At 71.0% G+C, this 18,295-nt stretch carries 15 protein-coding genes and 1 riboswitch; of the genes, 11 read left to right on the top strand and 4 right to left on the bottom strand.

The window, feature by feature from the left end; translation table 11 throughout:
- Positions 1-3: 3 nt before the first annotated feature.
- Entirely contained in the window at positions 4-2,355 is a 2,352-nt protein-coding gene (locus tag EDC02_RS31520) for a LuxR C-terminal-related transcriptional regulator (protein ID WP_123605887.1), read from the bottom strand.
- Positions 2,356-2,751: 396 nt separating this feature from the next.
- On the opposite strand from EDC02_RS31520, the gene EDC02_RS31515 reads away from it, so the two are divergent.
- The 3 genes from EDC02_RS31515 (at position 2,752) to EDC02_RS31505 (ending at position 7,129) form a co-directional block, all read left to right on the top strand.
- Entirely contained in the window at positions 2,752-4,221 is a 1,470-nt protein-coding gene (locus EDC02_RS31515) for a dynamin family protein (protein WP_199757989.1), read from the top strand.
- A gap of 166 nt (positions 4,222-4,387) precedes the next feature.
- Entirely contained in the window at positions 4,388-6,379 is a 1,992-nt protein-coding gene (locus EDC02_RS31510) for an Hsp70 family protein (RefSeq protein ID WP_199757988.1), read from the top strand.
- A 189-nt stretch (positions 6,380-6,568) separates the two neighbouring features.
- Complete coding sequence (locus EDC02_RS31505; RefSeq protein WP_123605886.1) at positions 6,569-7,129, top strand: hypothetical protein; 561 nt, start codon at positions 6,569-6,571, stop codon at positions 7,127-7,129.
- Between the two features lie 16 nt (positions 7,130-7,145).
- Here EDC02_RS31505 and EDC02_RS40540 read toward each other — a convergent pair whose 3' ends face one another.
- The gene (locus EDC02_RS40540; RefSeq protein WP_158632384.1) at positions 7,146-7,283 is read right to left on the bottom strand and encodes a hypothetical protein; all 138 of its coding nucleotides are present in this window, start codon (positions 7,281-7,283) and stop codon (positions 7,146-7,148) included.
- A 485-nt stretch (positions 7,284-7,768) separates the two neighbouring features.
- Between EDC02_RS40540 and EDC02_RS31500 the strand changes: the two genes are divergently transcribed.
- The 6 genes from EDC02_RS31500 (at position 7,769) to paaN (ending at position 14,066) form a co-directional block, all read left to right on the top strand.
- Positions 7,769-8,029: a hypothetical protein gene (locus EDC02_RS31500; protein ID WP_123605885.1), complete on the top strand. Its 261-nt coding sequence runs from the start codon at positions 7,769-7,771 to the stop codon at positions 8,027-8,029.
- Positions 8,030-8,097: 68 nt separating this feature from the next.
- Complete coding sequence (locus EDC02_RS31495) at positions 8,098-8,958, top strand: inositol monophosphatase family protein (protein WP_123605884.1); 861 nt, start codon at positions 8,098-8,100, stop codon at positions 8,956-8,958.
- Between the two features lie 132 nt (positions 8,959-9,090).
- Positions 9,091-9,462, top strand: coding sequence for an STAS/SEC14 domain-containing protein (locus tag EDC02_RS31490; protein WP_148083716.1), 372 nt, complete (start codon positions 9,091-9,093; stop codon positions 9,460-9,462).
- Positions 9,463-9,580: 118 nt separating this feature from the next.
- A riboswitch (SAM riboswitch) is annotated at positions 9,581-9,721 on the top strand.
- Positions 9,722-9,731: 10 nt separating this feature from the next.
- Positions 9,732-11,036, top strand: coding sequence for a threonine synthase (gene thrC / locus EDC02_RS31485; protein WP_123605882.1), 1,305 nt, complete (start codon positions 9,732-9,734; stop codon positions 11,034-11,036).
- 325 nt (positions 11,037-11,361) lie between these two features.
- Complete coding sequence (locus EDC02_RS31480; RefSeq protein WP_123605881.1) at positions 11,362-12,375, top strand: GNAT family N-acetyltransferase; 1,014 nt, start codon at positions 11,362-11,364, stop codon at positions 12,373-12,375.
- A 14-nt stretch (positions 12,376-12,389) separates the two neighbouring features.
- A complete protein-coding gene (gene paaN / locus EDC02_RS31475) occupies positions 12,390-14,066 on the top strand; it encodes a phenylacetic acid degradation protein PaaN (protein WP_123605880.1) in 1,677 nt (558 codons plus the stop codon).
- 57 nt (positions 14,067-14,123) lie between these two features.
- On the opposite strand, the gene EDC02_RS31470 is transcribed toward paaN, so the two are convergent.
- Both EDC02_RS31470 and EDC02_RS31465 read right to left on the bottom strand, forming a co-directional pair.
- Positions 14,124-14,663, bottom strand: coding sequence for a GNAT family N-acetyltransferase (locus tag EDC02_RS31470; protein WP_123607283.1), 540 nt, complete (start codon positions 14,661-14,663; stop codon positions 14,124-14,126).
- A gap of 111 nt (positions 14,664-14,774) precedes the next feature.
- Positions 14,775-15,695 (bottom strand): serine hydrolase, encoded by a 921-nt coding sequence (locus tag EDC02_RS31465; protein WP_123605879.1) that lies wholly within the window; start codon positions 15,693-15,695, stop codon positions 14,775-14,777.
- A gap of 232 nt (positions 15,696-15,927) precedes the next feature.
- Between EDC02_RS31465 and EDC02_RS31460 the strand changes: the two genes are divergently transcribed.
- The gene (locus tag EDC02_RS31460) at positions 15,928-16,131 is read left to right on the top strand and encodes a cold-shock protein (RefSeq protein WP_067305333.1); all 204 of its coding nucleotides are present in this window, start codon (positions 15,928-15,930) and stop codon (positions 16,129-16,131) included.
- 492 nt (positions 16,132-16,623) lie between these two features.
- Entirely contained in the window at positions 16,624-18,246 is a 1,623-nt protein-coding gene (gene groL, locus EDC02_RS31455) for a chaperonin GroEL (RefSeq protein WP_123605878.1), read from the top strand.
- Positions 18,247-18,295: the final 49 nt, after the last annotated feature.

Genomic DNA, 18,295 nt, shown 5'->3' with positions numbered 1-18,295 from the left:
AAGTCAGGACTCCTCGGGGAGCAGACTTCGCAGCGTAGCGACCATCTCGGCCCGGGTGGTAACCCCCAACTTGCCGCGGATCCGGGCCACATGGTGCTCGACTGTCTTGGGGGACAGGAAGAGTTGCGTCCCGATCTCCCGGTGGGTCCGGCCGGCCAGCACCAGCCGGGCCACCTCGACCTCCCGGTCCGACAGGCCACCGTGCGAGGCACCCTGCTGAGTCTCGTCCGGCACCGGGTCCATCCGGGACAGTTCCCGGGCCCGTTCCAGCAGCCGACGGGCGGCCGACGCGTCGGTGGTCCGGACAGCTGCCTGCCCGATCAGTCTGGACGACTCCCAGGGCAGCTCGGCGGCGGCCAGCTCGGCGGCGTCCGCCAGCACCGCGTCCGGGTCGACCTCGCCGGCGAGCACCGCAGCCCACCGGCCGGCGGCCCGGCACTGCGCCTGTTGCCGGAATCCGCCCGGGTCGAGCGAGGCCAGCTCGTCGGCCGCTGCCGCAGCCGCCGCCGGGTCCTCACCCACGACCGCGATCTGCAACCTGATCCAGCTCAGCGACACCGTCCACGCCGTCGGTCGACCCAGCTGGTCGATGATGCCGGCCAGGTCGGCCAGTACCGGCGTGATCCGCTGGTGGTGGCGCAGCCGGGCGGCGGCGACCAGCAGCTCCTCGACCACTTCCAGCTGGGACAGGTCGACCGCCCGGCGGGCCAGCACCGGCTCGGCGACGGACCACGCCGCCCGAAGTTGGGCGATGTCCCCGCTGCGGCGGGCGATCCCGGCGGTGAGGCCGGCGTAGGTCAGCCGTTCCCGGCCGGGCAGTGTGGCACCGGACAGTCGGCGCAGTTCGGCGACGGCCGAGTCGTACCGGCCGGTGCGCATCCGGACCCAGGCCAGCAGCGTACGGTGCCGGTCCAGCGCGACGGGACCACCGGCCCCGCTGGTCGACGCCCGGTCCAGCAGATGCTCGGCGGTGGCGGAGTCACCGGCGGCCACCGCGACCAGCGCCCCGACCGCGTGCGGCAGATCCGGTACGGCGACCGGGGGCGGTGCCTGTTCGAAACTCTCGGCGGCCTCGATCAGCAACGGCAGCGCCGCCGCCGGATCCGTCATCGCCAGCGCGGCGTCGGCCAACCGCCGCACCGGCAGCGGGGCCGATCCGGTCGCCGCCGTCCGGGCAGCCGCCAGTTGACCGGTGACCACCAGCGCCGGTACCGCGAGGACCGGGCCGGGGGCGTCGGCGCCCAGCAACGCCTCCGCCGCGCGGCCGGCGCGGCCGTCGTACGCCGCCGCCGCCCCGGCGACCAGGGCGATCCGGCCGGTGTCGGCCGGAGCGGCAGCCGGGCCGTCCAGGTCGACCGGCACCCCCAGCAGGGTGGCCGCCTCGGCCCGCCCGGCGGCCACCATGGACGGATCGGCGCCGGCGTCCAGTGCGTCGTCGTACCAGGTCAGGGCGCTGCCCGGGTCGGTGAACCGCAACCGGTCGCCGGCCCGCCGGTAGACGTCGGCGGCGGTCGGGGTCCGGGCCCGCGCGGCGCGCAGCTGGCCGGCGGCGCGGACCGGGTCGGCACCGGTGGCCAGCAGCGCCGTTGCCACGGTCTCGTGTAGCCGACGGCGCTCCGACGGGGGCAGGTCGAACAGCACGGCGCGGGCGACCGCCGGGATCATCCGTTCCCCGTCGGGGGTGAGTAGCCCCTCGTCGCGCAGCGACCGCATTCCGGTGGCCGCCTCGGCCGGGTCCAGGCCGGTCGCGGCGCAGACCACGTCGTCGGCCAGGTCCAGGCCGAGGGCCAGGACTGCGGCCAGCCCGGCGACACCGCGTTCGGCGACGTCACGTCCGGCGGCGGCGGTGGCGAATCGACGTTGTAGTCGGGCGACCAGCGCCGGCGGCGTACCGGACGGGTCGGCGGCGACCGCGACGGCGACGGCGGCCAGCCCGGCGGAGGCGACCTGGAGTGCGTCCAGCTGTTCCGATGTGGCCGGTCGGCCGAGAACCTCCTTCGCCAGCTCGGCCAGGGCGGCCGAGGGGAGGGGGCCGAGCTGCTCGACTGGGCCCTGCCCGGCGACCACCTCGTCCAGGTCGGCGAGTTCGGGACCGGTGATCGTGGGACGTCGGGCGATCGCCATCGACACCCCGCCGCGAGCAGCCACGGTCAGTGACCGTAGGATCGCCGGTTCCAGGTGGTGTGCGTCGTCAACCAGGACCAGGGCGTCGTCGGCGCGCGCCCGGTCCAGGAGAACCTGCAGGTCGTCGGTGGTTGCGGGCGACACGCGTACGGCCGGTCGGCCGGCGGCCGTGGCGATCTCGCCCAGCCGCCGCGTTCGCCCGGAACCGTCCACACCCACCACGACAGTCACCGGTGCAGCCCCTCCTTGCCCGCGTCAGTGAGGCAGTGTACGGACGGCTCCGCAGGCCGACGCATGGCCTGACCCCGTACGCGTGTACCGTGTACTCTCGGCTCGACCTGGGCGCTGAGTGCGCCGTATCCCGAACGTGCGTTCCGCCGGCCGCCGAACGTGCGCTTGGTCAGCTGTGCTGTGTCTCCCGGCTGGGCTGTTCAGCCGGTCAGCAACTCGTTGATCGACAGGGTCGCCCGGGTGGATCCGCGGGTCGGTCCGATACCGATGGCCGACTCCGACGAGCGAGACAACACGACACATCCCCGGCGGACTAGAAAGTAGCGGTGTGACAAATGTGGAGTCCGAGTTGTTCTGTAGCCGTTTGCCCGGACGACGGTCACCGGCGGTGACCGGATGAGTCTGATCGACCGGACCCGCAGCGTGCTCGGCCACGCCGTCGAGGTCTACCAGGGCACCGCGTACGAGCGGCGGCTCAGCGCCGTCCGCGACCGGCTCGACGAGCCGCTGCGGGTGGCGATCGCCGGCCGGGTCAAAGCCGGCAAGTCCACCTTGCTCAACGCGCTGGTCGGCGACCGGCTGGCCCCGACCGACGCCGGGGAGTGCACCCGGATCGTCACCTGGTACCAGGACGGACACACCTACCGGGTGCTGGCGACGCCCACCGACGGCGAGCCACGCCAGCTCCGGTTCACCCGCGAGGACGGCGCGATCGATGTCGACCTGGGCGATCTGTCCGTCGACGACGTCGCGCAACTGGACATCACCTGGCCGTCGCAGGCGCTGCGCAACGTGACGCTCATCGACACCCCCGGCATCGGTTCGCTCTCCGAGCAGACCTCCCGGCGCGCCTGGGACCTGCTCGTGCCGGACGAGGAGGAGACCCCAGCCGACGCCGTCGTCTACCTGATGCGCCACCTGCACTCCAACGACGTCGACTTCCTGCGGGCCTTCCACGACGTTGAGGTGTCCCGACCCAACCCGGTCAACGCCATCGGCATCCTCTCCCGGGCCGACGAGATCGGCGTCGGCCGGCTCGACGCGATGGCGTCCGCCCGGCGGATCGCCGAACGGCTGAGCACCGACGCCAACGTGCGCCGGCTGGTGCAGTCGGTCGTCCCGGTCGCCGGTCTGCTCGCCGAGACCGCCGCCACGTTGACCGAAGTGGAGGTCGCGCAGCTGCGCCGGGTCGCCGAACTGCCGGTGGCCCAGGCCGAGCAGCTGCTGCTCTCCGCTGACCGGTTCGTGCAGAACATGCCCGAACTCGGGTTGACCACGATCGAACGGGAAGCGTTGCTGGCCCGGCTCGGCATGTTCGGCCTGCGACTGTCCGCCGCGATGCTGCGCCACAACGGCGCGGCCACCGCCACCGAACTCTCCCAGGAGTTGACCGAGCGCAGCGGGCTCACCCAGCTGCGCGAGGTCCTCGGCTCACTGTTCTTCGAGCGCCGCGACGTGCTCAAGTCCCGGTCGGCGCTGCTGGCGCTCTCCGACGTCACCCGGGTCTGTGTCCGACCCGGCAGTGAGCAGGTGGCCGGCGCGGTCGAGGAGATCATCGCCTCGGCGCATCCGTTCAACGAGCTGCGCGTGCTGTCCAGCCTGCGCGCCGGCTGGATCACCGGCAAGGCTGCGGTCGTCGCCGAGCTCGAGCAGGTGATCGGCGGTTCCGGCGCGGCGGCGCACCAGCGGCTGAGGCTGCCGGCCGACGCGACCACCGCCGAGGTGACCGAGAGCGCGGTCGAGGCGCTTGGCCGCTGGCAGCGTCGCGCCGAGAGCCCGATGACCTCGTACGAGCTGTCGGTGGCCGCCCGGGTGGCGGTCCGGTCCTGCGAGGGCATCATCGCCGACCAGCGGCGGTCCCGGTGACCGCGTACCCGACCGGAGCCATCCGGCCCAGCGGAGCCACCGGACGTTCGCCTCGTACCACTACCGTTTTCAGCAGTGATCCGACTCCGTGGTGTGCGGCACACCGCCGGTCGGCCACCCAGACCCGGCCATACCTGTCTCCACAAACTCCATCGGAGCAACCCTGATGTACGCACTTGGCATTGACCTCGGCACAACGTTCACGGCGGCAGCGATCTGGCGGGAAGGCCGGGTGGAGACCGTCTCACTCGGCGGCCGGAGCGCCGCGATCCCATCCGTGGTGCTGCTACGGCAGGACGAGACGTTTCTCACCGGTGAGGCGGCGCACCGCCGGGGGCTCTCCGAGCCGCACCGGGTGGCCCGCGAGTTCAAGCGGCGGCTCGGCGACACCACCCCGATCCTGCTCGGCGGCGTACCCCAGTCGGCCGAAGCCCTGATGTCCCGGCTGCTCTGGTCGGTGGTGGAAGAGGTGGCCCGCCGGGAAGGCAGCTTCCCGGCGGCGATCTGCATCTCGCACCCGGCCAACTGGGGGCCGTACAAGCTGGACCTGCTCCGCCAGGCGGTGCGGATGGCCAACCTCGACGTACCGGTGACCTACACCACCGAGCCCGCCGCCGCGGCGATCAACTACGCCGAGCAGCAGCGGATCGAGCCGGGCTCCATCGTCGCCGTCTATGACCTGGGTGGCGGCACGTTCGACGCGGCGATGCTGCGCAAGACCCCCACCGGCTTCGAGATCATGGGCCAGCCGGAGGGCATCGAACGACTCGGCGGCATCGACTTCGACGCCGCGGTGTTCAACCACGTCCGGGCGGCGCTCGGCGGCAAACTCGAAGAGCTCGACGAGGAGGATCCGGCGGCGATCGCCGCCGTCGCCCGGCTGCGCGACGAGTGCATCCAGGCCAAGGAGGCGCTGTCGTCGGACACCGACACCTCGATCCCGGTGCTGCTGCCCAACATCTCCACCGAGATCCGGCTCACCCGCTCCGAGCTCGAGGCGATGGTCCGCCCGGTGCTGCACGGCTCGATCGAGGCACTGCACCGGGCCGTACGGTCCGCCGGCTGCTCGCCGGAGCAGGTGCACTCGGTGCTGCTGGTCGGTGGCTCGTCGCGGATGCCGATCGTCTCCCAGCTGGTCGGCTCGGAGCTGGGCCGGCCGGTAGCGGTCGACGCGCACCCCAAGTACTCGGTCTCGCTCGGCGCCGCCTGGCTGGCCGCCGCGGAGCTGACCGGCCAGACGACGCCGGCCGGTCCCGCCCCGACCCCGATGCCGAACCCGGCTCCGCCGGCTGCGGCATCGGCGACCGGTACCTACCGGGTTCCGCCGACCGCGCCGATTCCGCCCACCGCGCCCGTCTCCCCGGCGGGTTACCGCACGTCTTCGCCGCCGGCCGGCGTCACCGGTGTCGCTTCCGTCGGGCGCGGCGGCGGTGCGGACGGCGGCGGCTACCCGTCCCGTACCGAGACGTTCGCCTCGGCGGGTTCCGTCGGCACCGACGACCCGAAGGCGCGTCGTGGCGGGGAGAAGTCGTCGGCGAAGCGTGGCCGTGGGCCGCTGATCGTGGCCGCCGCCGTGCTGGTGGTGCTGCTCACCGGCGGCGGGGTCACCTACGCGCTGACCAGTGGGCAGAACGACGACGGCCAGCCGGTCGCCAACGGCGTGGACGATCCCGGCCAGGACGACGGAGCGGAACAGCCGCAGGACCAGCAGCCGGAGCAGACCGGCGAGCCGGAGCCGGACACTCCGCAGATCCCGGCCGACGAGCAGTGCACCGACGAGATCAAGAGCAACTGGACCTGGGTCTGTCTCACCTCGGCGCGGGTCGCCGGCGGCAAGTTGACCGTCGAGTACGAAGCGGAGTTCGGCGGGAACCAGCCGTCCACCAACGGTGGATGGCACCTGCACATCTACGGCAGCGACGGCACCAACCCGCCGGACAGCATCATGGGCAGCCACGTCCCGGAGGACCAGCAGGGATTCTGGTACGTCGAGGCCAAGCAGCCGTCGGTGGTCTGGACCGACGACCCGGCGTTCATCAACGCGGTCGGCGACCAGCCGAAGGTGTGCGCCCGGATCGCGAACTCCGCCCACGAACTGGCGCGGCACGACAACGGCAGCTACACCACCGGCAACTGCGTCAAGATCCGCTGGGAGTGACGCGGTAATCGGCTCAGCCACGCCCCGACCAGCCGGTGGAACCGGGTCGTCACCCGCCCACCGGCTGGTCGGATCGCGAGTGATTCCCGCCGGGTGACCCGGCCGGTCCGACCGTGGGCACGACCATGCAGATCGGCAGTGCGTCGTAGCGGAGGGTTGGCGATAGAAAGGCGTTGCTACGTTGGCTGTATGACCAACGTGGAGAAGTCGTGGGGCAGGACTGTCTCGGGCGGCGTCGTGAACGGTCTCTTCTTTAGCATTTTCGCCCTCCCGCTGGCCCTCGGCATCATGGCCGGTAAGAGTATGTGGCTGTGGTCGTTCCTTACGATTCCGGTCCTGGTCGTGCTGTGTGTCCTGATCAGCACGATCGCGCGGCTCGTCCGGGCGATCCGCAGCACCCGGCCGGTTCGCGAGCCGCGCCCCGATCGGGGCACCGGCCGAGTCCGAGTGGTCCTGAAACGCACTGCGGCCGTGGTCGGGCTGCTCGGCGCCGCAGGGGCTGGCATCGCACTGATGGGCGTCGGCATCAAGGTCGCCACCGACCTACCGACCTGCGACCCTGAGCTGAGCCGCTGCACCACGGTGGTCGACGGCGTCGCCCGCGGCGAGTCAAACTCCTCGGTCGGCGAACAGCAAGTCGGCAACGTGCTCACCGGTGGCATCGCGTTCGTTCCGGGCCTCGGGATCCTGGTTGCCACCTATTTCGGTGCGTCGCAGCTGGTCCGCTCGATCTCGGCCGGGCGTAGGTGACTCCGTCGTCCGCCGGTCAGCCCTTGCCGACCCGGAGCAGGCGCGCGTCAGTGTCCCGTTCGTCGACGCCGACCGAACCGAGCTGCATGAACCGCCGGAGCGCGTGCTCGACGGTCGCCCCGACGGGTGCGGCGACGTCTTGTGTCCGCAGCACCGGTCGAGCCGGGCTTCGGCGATCCGGCTCGATCAGCGTGCCTTGATGATTGCGACCCTGTCCCACGGCAACTCCGTACCCTCATGCGTGGTCTGTCCCACACGGTCCGCCCTCACTCTATCGTTGCCGACGGTGATCGTCGAAAGGTGCATGGCCGAAAACGTGGACGGGCGGATGGAAGGCAGCCGCCGTCACCGACGTCCGCCTGGCATCCTGGCAAAGGCACCCGCTTTCACTTGCGGACTTGTTCTCCAGTCAGGATGGTTGTGCGCAAGTAGCCGGGCAGCTGGAACTCTGTCTCGGTCGTCAAATGGCCACCGATGCTCGCTCACTTGATGATCTGAAGACTACTTTACGTAACCGTTGGTGGGTGTTGCCGGCGGTGATCCGAGGTGTGGTCACGGTCGGATGGTGAACGGGACCGTGGTTCACGTCCGGTAGCGTCGTACCGGTCCCGGTGGTCGTCCGATGGGGAGGGTTCAGGCATGAGCTCGGTCGAAGAGGTCAAGGCGGGGGTCGCCCGGTTCGGTGACGAGCTCGGCCAGCAGGTGGGGGCGATCCGGGCGAGCGCGGAGGCGCTGAGCACCAGCGGGGCCGCGCTGCGGGCGATCACCAGCGGGTCCAGCCATTCGCAGGTGACCGAGACGATCGCCAAGGTCGAGCAGGCCAAGCAGAAGCTGGCCGAAGCGGCCGCCCTCGCGCAGAGCGCGATCGAGTCGAGCCGCGGGTACGCGTCGAGCTTCTGACCAGCGGTCACCCGACTGTCCCGGTTGGTGGCCTGCCCAGGGCTGGCGGCCTGTCTAGGGTTGGCGGCATGGCTGACAATCCGCTTGCCCTGAACGACCTGCTCACGATCGCGACACAGGCCACCGCGCGCGGTGCCGAGCTGATCCGTACCCGTGAGCCCGGGCACCTGGCCGGCAAGGGCGACCGGGACTACGCGTCCGAGGTGGATCTCGCCGTCGAGCGGGAGCTGCGCGCATTCCTGGCCGACGCCACCCCGCACGTCGGGTTCCTCGGCGAGGAGGAGGGCGTTTCCGGGGTCGGCGACGGGCTTCAGTGGGTGCTGGATCCGGTCGACGGCACGGTCAACTTCGCGCACGGCGTACCGCTGTGCGGGGTGTCGTTGGCCCTGGTCCGGGACCGGCGTCCGGTGGTCGGGGTGATCGAGCTGCCGATGCTGGCCAGCCGGTACACCGCGACAATCGGCGGCGGCGCGTGGCGCGACGGCCGGCCGATCCACGTGCGGGGTACGACGCGGCTGCCCGACGCGTTGGTCAACCTCGGCGACTTCGCGGTCGGCGACGAAGCCGCGGAGCGCAACGCCGCCCGGTTCGCGCTCACCCAGCGGATGGCCCGGGGCGCGCTGCGGGTGCGGATGCTCGGCTCCGCCGCGATCGACCTGGTCTGGGTGGCCGACGGCCGTACCGACGTTTCGATCGCCCTGTCGAACAAGCCGTGGGACATGGCCGCCGGCACGTTGATCGCCCGCGAGGCGGGGGCCGCCGTCGTCGACATGGACGGTACGCCGCACAGCCTCGACTCGTCCGCGACGATCGCCACGGCTCCACAGTTGCTCGACGAGGTGCTCGCGCAGGTGCGGGCGGCGGCTGCCGACGGCGGGCTCGGCTTGACGGCCGGCGGGCTCGGCTTGACGGCCGGCGGGCTCGGCTGACGGCCGGCGGACTCGCAGGTGTGCGGGGTCGCAGGTGTGCGGGGTCGCCATCCGGGAACGGCAGTGGACGGCCACGCCGGGTCGACGACCGGGCGGCATCCGGGATTCGCGAGGCTGCAGGGAAGGAACGGGATGATCACCAAGATCGGGCAGGAAGGGAACGTGCTCGGCTACGAGGTGGCCGGGAAGCTGACCGAGCAGGAGTACCACGACCTGTACCGGGAGCTGCGGGCGGTGATCGCCGAGTACGGCTCGGTCTCGGTCCTCGGCCGGCTGCCGGACGACAGCCTGCCGGGTATGGGGCTTTCGGCGATCGACGACCGGTTGCGGTTCGCCCGGGAGCATCTGACCGACATCGACCGGGCTGCGGTGGTCGGCGGCAACCGGGTGGCCGAGTGGGTGACCCGGGCCTCGGACACGATGACGCCGATCGAGCTGCGGCACTTCCACGCCGGTGCGGAGCAGCAGGCCTGGGACTGGCTGCGCCGAGCCCGCCCGGTGTGACGGCAGGTCGCGCCCGGTCGACGTTCGGTGGCGGCCGGTGCGGGCTTGCTCACACCCTGGGATCGCCGGGTGCCCGGTCCGACCAGCGCCCGTACACTCGCTGGAAACACAACTTCATACCTCATCCAGAGGGGCAGAGGGACACGGCCCGATGAAGCCCCGGCAACCACCCCACCCGTCGCGCCGGTCGCAATCGGCCAGCCGGGGCAGGTGCCAATTCCGTCCCCGTCGCACCGCGCGGCGCAGGGAAAGATGAGAGGACAGCCGCCATGACGTCGCTGATCGACGCGAGCACCACCAGCCCCGACTCCGCCCCGGTGAGCACCACCAGCCCGGCCCGTGTCCTGGTCTGTCGCGGCTGCGGTGCCGAATACCCGCTCGCCGCGCAACACGCCTGTTACGAGTGTTTCGGGCCGCTGGAGGTCGGCTACGACCCGGCGGCTCTCGCTCGCGTCACCCGGGCCGACATCGAGGCGGGTCCGGCCAACATCTGGCGGTACGCCCCGCTGCTGCCCGCCGGTCAGGACCCGGCCACCCGGGTCAGCCTGGATCCCGGCTTCACCCCACTCGTCCCGGCCGCCGCGCTCGCCGCCGAGCTCGGCATCCGGGCACCGCTGTGGGTCAAGGACGACAGCGCCAACCCGACCCACTCGTTCAAGGACCGGGTCGTCTCGGTCGCGCTCACCGCCGCCCGTACGCTCGGTTTCTCCCGGTTTGCCTGCGCCTCCACCGGTAACCTGGCCAACTCGGTCGCCGCGCACGCCGCTCGTGCCGGCGTACCGTCGATCGTCTTCATCCCCGGCGACCTGGAGCCCGGCAAGATCGTCACCACTGCGGTGTACGGCGGTGAGCTGGTCGCGATCGAGGGCTCCTACGACGACGTGAACCGGCTCTGCAGCGAGCTGGTGGAGACCGACGAGTTCGAGGACACCGCGTTCGTCAACGTCAACGTGCGGCCGTACTACGCGGAGGGGTCCAAGACTCTCGGCTACGAGGTGGCCGAGCAGCTCGGCTGGCGGATCCCCGAGCAGGTGGTGATTCCGATGGCCAGCGGTGAACTGCTCACCAAGGTGGACAAGGCGTTCACCGAGCTGGTCGAGATCGGTCTGGTCGACGCGCCGGCGAACGGCTGGCGGGTGTTCGGCGCGCAGTCCGCCGGCTGCAACCCGATCGCGACCGCGCTGCACCGCGAGACCGACCAGATCGTGCCGGTGAAGCCGACCGGGATCGCCAAGTCGCTCAACATCGGTGACCCGGCCGCCGGCCTGTACGCGTTGGAGGCGGTGCGGCGCACCGGTGGCTGGATGGACTACGCCGACGACGACGAGATCCGGGAGGGGATCCGGCTGCTGGCCCGGACCACCGGGGTGTTCGCCGAGACAGCCGGTGGGGTGACCACGGCGGTGCTGAAGAAGCTGGTCGACAGCGGACGGCTGGACCCGGCCGCCGAGACGGTCGTCTACAACACCGGTGAAGGTCTGAAGACCATCGACGCGGTCGCCGGGCAGGTCGGCCCGACGCATCGGGTGAAGCCGTCGTTGCGTTCGGTTCGTGAGGTCGGACTACTCGGCTGACCTTCTGACCAGCACGCCCTCCACTGAATCGGCTGATCGGCGTACGCCGATCAGCCGATGTTCATGTGCGGTCCGTAGTCGGTGTTTTGCCATAGGTCGAGAAAATACGCCGGTGGGGTCTTGACGACTGCAACTGCACGGCGCAGGATGCTCCGTGCGGGAGGACGACTCGCCGTAAGGGCCCCGACCGAGCTTGGCAACAATCTCAACCCTGGGTCCCAACGACCGACAGCGCCGGAGGCGCTGTGCGAGCGTCCTCCCGACCAACATCTTCCGATCGGTAATTCGGTCGCGCGGGTGGCCCGGCCCCGTCAGGCTCGACGGCATGGACATCACCATCACCCCGCTGGATCCGGCCGACGAGGCCGCCTTCGAGCAGGCATACCAGATCAAGCGGTCGGCCTTCTTCGTTCCGGACATGCCGCCGACCCCACGTCAGTGGTTCGAAGCCCTGCTGCGCCATCCGCGCCGCAGCGTACGGTTCGAGGCCGCGCTGGCCAGCGTGGACGGCCTACCCGTCGGGCTGGCCGCCATGGAGTTCCCGCTGCTCGACAACCTCGACAACGTCGGCTTGGACATCCACGTGATGCCCGCTCACCGGCGGCGCGGCGTCGGTCGGGCGCTGCACGCATACGCCGTGCGGCGGGCCCGGGAAACCGGCCGGACCCGGATCATGGGGCAGTCGGCCGACACCATGCCCGGCGGTGTCGCCCGCGACCCGGCACCGACCGCCTTCGCCCACGCCATGGGCGCCAAATCGGCCCTGGTCGACGCGCGCCGCCGACTCGACATCGACACCGTCGACCAGCCTGCGCTCGACGTGATGCTCGCCGACAGCTGGCGCCGCGCCCCCGGCTACGAGTTGGCGACCTGGGTCGGGCACTGCCCGCCGGAGTACCGCGCCGATCTCGCCTACCTGGACGGACGGCTGGTGACCGACTCGCCAATGGGTGACCTGGAATGGGAGCCGGAGAAGGTCGACGCCGACCGGATCCACGAAGTGGACCTGGCACGGTCAGCGGCCGGGTTCCGTAGCTACCACGCGGTGACCCGGCACCTGGACAGCGGCCGGATCGTCGCCTGGAGCAACATCACCCGCCAGGCCGAGCCGGACTGGCACGCGTACCAGCAGATCACCATCGTCGACCCGGACCATCGCGGCCACCGGCTGGGCACCATCGTCAAAATCGAGAACCTGCGGTTCACGCTGCGCCACGAACCGGCGCTGCGGGTGATCGACACCTGGAACGCCGACAGCAACCAGCACATGATCGCCATCAACGAGGCGATCGGCTTCCGCGCGGTCGACATCTGGCAGAACTGGCAGCAGACCATCTGAGGCATGATGACGGCATGACGGAGACCCCGCACCCGCTGTACGTCACGCACGCCGACACCCTGGCCCGGGCGCTGACCGCGATCGCCGAACGGGACTACTGGTCGGCCTACCCCGAGTCGCCGAGCCCGCGGATCTACGGCGAACACGCCGCCGCCGAGGGCGCGGCGGCGTTCCGCGCCTACCTCGGCAAGGACTTTCCCCTCGACCAGCCCACCGCCACCGGCGCCCCGGTCGCCACCGACGACAGCCCGTTCGGCATCGAACTCGACGTCCGGTACCCCCGTGCCGACGTCGACCAGCTGATCACCGCCGCCCGGGCCGCGTTGCCCGGCTGGCGTGACGCCGGCCCGCGTAGCCGGGCCGGCGTCTGTCTGGAGATCCTCGCCCGGCTGCACGCGCACAGCTTCGAGCTGGCCAACGCGGTGCAGTTCACCACCGGTCAGGCGTTCGTGATGGCGTTCCAGGCCGGCGGTACGCACGCGCTGGACCGTGCGCTGGAAGCCGTCGCCTACGCGTACGCCGAGATGACCCGCCACCCGCGCACCGCCGGCTGGGAGAAGCCGGCCGGCCGCGGCGAACCACTGCGGATGACCAAGACGTTCCACGTGGTGCCGCGCGGCGTCGCCCTGGTGGTCGGCTGCCACACCTTCCCGACCTGGAACTCCTACCCGGGGCTGTTCGCCTCCCTGGTCACCGGGAACCCGGTGCTGGTCAAGCCGCACCCCGGCGCGGTGCTGCCGCTGGCCATCACCGTCCGCTACGCCCGCGAGGTGCTCAGCGAGGCCGGCTTCGACCCCGACCTGGTGCAGCTCGCCGCCGAGGCGCCGGGCGAGCGGCTGGCGACCGTCCTCGCCGGCCGCCCCGAGGTGCGCATCATCGACTTCACCGGCTCCACCGAGTACGGCGACTGGCTGGAGGCCAACGCCCGTCAGGCCACCGTCTACACCGAGAAGGCCGGCGTCAACACGATCGTCGTCGACTCCACGGCCGACTTCGCCGGCATGTGCCGCAACATCGCCTTTTCCCTGTCACTCTACAGCGGACAGATGTGCACCACCCCGCAGAACATCCTGGTGCCGGCTGGCGGCATCGAAACCGATCAGGGGCGCAAGAGCCCGGACGAGGTGGCCGGTGGCATCGCCGCCGCGATCGGCAAACTGACCGGCGACCCGGCCCGGGCGGTCGAGCTCATCGGCGCGATCGTCGACGACGCGGTCCTCGACCGGCTCGCCGCAGCCGCCAAGCTCGGCGAACCGGTGCTGGAGTCGCGGGAGATCAGCCACCCGGCGTACCCGGACGCGGTGGTGCGTACCCCGCTGGTCGTCAAGCTCGACGCGGACGCCGACGACGTCTACGGCCGGGAGTGGTTCGGGCCGGTCACCTTCGTCGTCGCCACCGCGTCCACCGAGCGCAGCGTCGAGATCTTCCGGCGTACGGTCGCCGCCCGCGGCGCGCTCACCGCCGGCGTCTACTCGACCGACCAGCGGGTGCTCGCCGACGTGGAGGCCGCCGCGCTGGACGTCGGTGTGCACCTGTCGGCGAATCTCACCGGCGGCGTGTTCGTCAACCAGTCGGCGGCCTTCTCCGACTTCCACGCCAGCGGTGCCAACGCCGCCGCGAACTCGGCGTTGACCGACGGCGCGTACGTCGCCGGCCGGTTCCGGATCGTCCAGTCCCGCCGGCACGTCTGACCCACTGTGGTTGCCGACCGGCCCGGCTGATGAGCCGGGCCGGGGTCGGCTCGCCGGTCACGCCGGCCGGCGCATCTGCAACTCGGTCAGGTCCGGCCGGGTCGGGTGCGGCAGGCGCACGCCAGTGTCGGTGAAGCCGAGCCGCTGGTACGCCCGTACCGCCCGGTCGTTGCCGACCACCACCTCCAGTATCAGCTCCGGCCGCCCGGCCGCGCGTGACCAGGCGGCCACCGCGTCGACCAGTTCGGCGAGCAGGTTCCGGCCGCGCCAGGCCGGGCTGATGTAGACGGCGAACAGAACGGACACCGACGGGTCGTCGCGCCAGACGTGTGCTCCCGCGTGCGCCACGAACGTTGTCGGCCCGGTCTCGGCCACGAACTGGGCGATCAGGTCACCGACGGCGGACCGGGCCGCCCGCTCGGCGTACTCGTGCAGCGGGCGGGCCGCCGCGTCGGCGAGCCGTTCGATGAACGCCAACGGCGAATCGGCGAGCATCTCCAGTCGCAGCGCCCGCATCCGGGCGGCGTCGTCGGCCCGGATCCGCCGGACTGCGGCTACCGACGGTACGACGTGGTCGGTGTCGGTCCCAGTTCCCATGCCGGCATGCTCACCCGGCGCGGCCCGGCCGACAACCGGAATCCCGCCTTCGGCCCGGCCCGCGCCGGTCACGCCACCAGCGCTATCGGCCCGCCGCCAGTTTCTACCAGGTCACGCCACCAGCAGCAGGGCGGTGCCGAGCTGCCGGCAGTAGTCGACACCGTGGTCGAGCCCGTGCCGTCCGGGGTAGCGGGCCAGCGCGCCGATCACCCAGGTCTCCCCGATCGCGAGGCAGCTGACGTGCCAGAGCCCGTCCTCGTCGCGCAGCAGCCAGCCGTTCTTGATGGCGATGGTGGCCGCGTACTCGGGGGTGAGCGCGTCCCGCGGGCCGAAGTCGCCCTCACCGCGGACGGCGCGCATCTCGGACAGCAGCCACGGCGTCCACTGCGGCCCGGCCGCCCGTCCGTCGGCGAGGCAGCGCCCCAGCCTGGTCAGATCGCGGGCGGAGACGACCGTGTTGCTCCACAGGTCGCGCTCTGGGGCCGAGTCGGTCAGTCCGCAGAGCCGTACCATCCGCTCGATGGACTCCCGGCCACCGACCCGGTCGTAGGTGGCGTCCGCGCCGGGATTGTCGCTGTCCCGGATGATCGACGACAGCTGGGCCAGCTGGGGTGTCCGGAGCATGTGGCCCTGCTCGTCGGCGCGGCGCAGGTCGTCGGCGGCCAGCCACACCTTGATCAACGACATGGTGTCGCTCTGCGCGGCGAAGTTCGGCGACCCGGTGATCAGCCCGGTACGCCGGTTCAGCGCCGCCCAGGAGAAGAATCCGTCGGTCGGTGCCGGCACGGTGCCGGCACGCAGCAACACGCTGCGCTGGTGGTGGTCGTGGTCGGCGACGGTCCAGCCCGGCTCGCGCGGCGGTGGTTTGCCGGCGTCGCCGGGCAGGCCGCCGGTGAACGCCGACAGCACGATGAGCAGTCCGACGGCGGCGGCCGCCGGGCGGCGTTGGCGGGCGCGGTCGTGCCGGGGCGCGGTGCGGTCCGACCGTCGGACGGCCCGGCTGCCAGGTGCGCGATGCCGTCCGGGCTTCACGTTCTGCGGTGTACGGGACACACGTGGTCAACGAAATGTGGTGCCAGAGAGACTTGACCGGGGGTTAATGTCCCCTTTTGGGGTAGTGCGGTGCCGTCCGGCCTCGTGTAGCGTGCGATTCCGGCTGCTGTAGTCGGGCACCCGCACGGGAGTCCGATCGGTGGCTCCGGCCGGCGAACACGCCGACCAGAGGGCCGGCAGAGGCCCGGCACGACAGAAGTGAGGAAGTACCGTGGCGCAGGGCACCGTGAAGTGGTTCAACAGCGAGAAGGGCTACGGTTTCATCGCGGTCGACGGGGGTCAGGACGTCTTCGTCCACTTCTCCGCGATCGAGATGGACGGCTACAAGGCGCTCGACGACGGGCAGCGCGTCGAGTTCGAGATCGCTCAGGGGCAGAAGGGTCCTCAGGCGGAGAGGGTCCGGGTCATCGCCTAGTCACACACTGCTGGCCAACTGCGCGTCCGGTGGCCGGTGCGGCCGCCCGACCGGACGGCGACGTATCTGATAGCTCGACACAGGTCTGCGTACCCGCAAGGCGTCGGTTCTCCTCGTGGAGCCGGCGCCTTTCATCGTCTCGCCGCCCGGCGATCCTGCCCACCTGATCTTGACCGTGACCGCAGTCTGCGGCCGTGCGGCCCGACGGGTGACGTCGGGCCGGCAAGTTGCTGTTCGCTTGCACTCGACAGGGGAGAGTGCTAAACAAGGATTGGCACTCGCCAACCGGGAGTGCCAAAGGTCGGGGCGGTGGGGCCACCGCCGTCGTTCCGCTTCCGCGGGGTGACGGAGATGGCCGGTCGTCGCGGGCTATCCGGCCCGGCCGGCGGACGTCACTGTCGCCAGGTAGTGACGTCCGAAGGTGCGTAGAGCAGGCGGCATGGCGGAGCTGACCGGCTCCGGTGCTGCGAGCGTCCAGGAGGACAACGCCGTATGGCCAAGATGATCGCGTTCGACGAAGAGGCGCGCCGCGGTCTCGAGCGGGGCATGAACACCCTCGCCGACGCCGTCAAGGTGACGCTGGGCCCGAAGGGCCGCAACGTCGTGCTCGAAAAGAAGTGGGGCGCCCCCACCATCACCAACGATGGTGTGAGCATCGCCAAGGAGATCGAGCTCGAGGACCCGTACGAGAAGATCGGCGCCGAGCTGGTCAAGGAGGTCGCCAAGAAGACCGACGACGTGGCCGGTGACGGCACGACGACGGCGACCGTCCTGGCCCAGGCCCTGGTCCGCGAGGGCCTGCGCAACGTGGCGGCCGGCGCGAACCCGATGGCCCTGAAGCGGGGCATCGAGGCCGCCGTGTCCAGCGTCGCGGAGGAGCTGAGCAAGCTCGCCAAGGACGTGGAGACCAAGGAGCAGATCGCGTCCACCGCGTCGATCTCCGCCGGTGACTCCAGCGTCGGCGAGATCATCGCCGAGGCGATGGACAAGGTCGGCAAGGAAGGCGTCATCACCGTCGAGGAGAGCAACACCTTCGGCCTGGAGCTGGAGCTCACCGAGGGTATGCGCTTCGACAAGGGCTACATCTCGCCCTACTTCTGGACCGACCCGGAGCGGATGGAGGCCGTCCTCGACGACCCCTACATCCTGATCGTCAACAGCAAGATCTCCTCGGTCAAGGACCTGCTCCCGATCCTGGAGAAGATCATGCAGTCGGGCAAGCCGCTGCTGATCATCGCCGAGGACGTCGAGGGCGAGGCGCTGGCCACCCTGATCGTCAACAAGGTGCGCGGCACCTTCAAGTCGGTTGCCGTCAAGGCTCCCGGCTTCGGTGACCGCCGCAAGGCGATGCTGACCGACATCTCGATCCTCACCGGCGGCCAGGTCGTCAGCGAGGAGCTCGGCCTGAAGCTCGACGCGGTGACCATCGACATGCTGGGCCGGGCCCGCAAGGTCCAGGTGACCAAGGACGAGACCACGGTCGTCGACGGTGCCGGCGACGCCGAGCAGATCCAGGGCCGGGTCAACCAGATCCGGGCCGAGATCGAGAAGAGCGACTCCGACTACGACCGCGAGAAGCTGCAGGAGCGGCTGGCCAAGCTGGCCGGCGGCGTCGCGGTGATCAAGGTCGGCGCGGCCACCGAGGTGGAGCTCAAGGAGCGCAAGCACCGCATCGAGGACGCGGTGCGCAACGCCAAGGCGGCCGTCGAGGAGGGCATCGTCCCCGGTGGTGGCGTCGCCCTGGTGCAGGCCGGCAAGACCGCCTTCGACAAGCTCGACCTGGTCGGCGACGAGGCGACCGGCGCGCAGATCGTGAAGATCGCGCTGGACGCCCCGCTGCGGCAGATCGCCGTCAACGCCGGCCTCGAAGGCGGCGTCGTGGTGGAGAAGGTCCGCAACCTGGAGGCCGGCCACGGCCTCAACGCCGCCAACGGCGACTACGTGGACCTGCTGCAGGCGGGCATCATCGACCCGGCCAAGGTGACCCGGTCGGCGCTGCAGAACGCCTCGTCGATCGCGGCGCTGTTCCTGACCACCGAGGCCGTGGTGGCGGACAAGCCGGAGAAGAACCCGGCTCCGGCGGGTGCGCCGGGCGGCGGCGAGATGGACTTCTGAGTCCAGCCACGCCGCAGTAGCGACAAGACCGCAGGGCGGTTACCGGGCA

It is taken from the genome of Micromonospora sp. Llam0 (assembly GCF_003751085.1).
In the GTDB taxonomy this organism is placed as follows: Bacteria; Actinomycetota; Actinomycetes; order Mycobacteriales; family Micromonosporaceae; genus Micromonospora_E.
This window is presented reverse-complemented; position numbering and strand designations above follow the sequence as displayed.

What these genes read in the sequence shown, in the direction of transcription:
- EDC02_RS31515 (WP_199757989.1), top strand. Translation starts at nt 2,752, where the DNA reads ATGAGTCTGATCGACCGGACCCGCAGCGTGCTCGGCCACGCCGTCGAG.
- EDC02_RS31510 (WP_199757988.1), top strand. Translation starts at nt 4,388, where the DNA reads ATGTACGCACTTGGCATTGACCTCGGCACAACGTTCACGGCGGCAGCG.
- EDC02_RS31505 (WP_123605886.1), top strand. Translation starts at nt 6,569, where the DNA reads ATGACCAACGTGGAGAAGTCGTGGGGCAGGACTGTCTCGGGCGGCGTC.
- EDC02_RS31500 (WP_123605885.1), top strand. Translation starts at nt 7,769, where the DNA reads ATGAGCTCGGTCGAAGAGGTCAAGGCGGGGGTCGCCCGGTTCGGTGAC.
- EDC02_RS31495 (WP_123605884.1), top strand. Translation starts at nt 8,098, where the DNA reads ATGGCTGACAATCCGCTTGCCCTGAACGACCTGCTCACGATCGCGACA.
- EDC02_RS31490 (WP_148083716.1), top strand. Translation starts at nt 9,091, where the DNA reads ATGATCACCAAGATCGGGCAGGAAGGGAACGTGCTCGGCTACGAGGTG.
- thrC (WP_123605882.1), top strand. Translation starts at nt 9,732, where the DNA reads ATGACGTCGCTGATCGACGCGAGCACCACCAGCCCCGACTCCGCCCCG.
- EDC02_RS31480 (WP_123605881.1), top strand. Translation starts at nt 11,362, where the DNA reads ATGGACATCACCATCACCCCGCTGGATCCGGCCGACGAGGCCGCCTTC.
- paaN (WP_123605880.1), top strand. Translation starts at nt 12,390, where the DNA reads ATGACGGAGACCCCGCACCCGCTGTACGTCACGCACGCCGACACCCTG.
- EDC02_RS31470 (WP_123607283.1), bottom strand. Translation starts at nt 14,663, where the DNA reads ATGGGAACTGGGACCGACACCGACCACGTCGTACCGTCGGTAGCCGCA.
- groL (WP_123605878.1), top strand. Translation starts at nt 16,624, where the DNA reads ATGGCCAAGATGATCGCGTTCGACGAAGAGGCGCGCCGCGGTCTCGAG.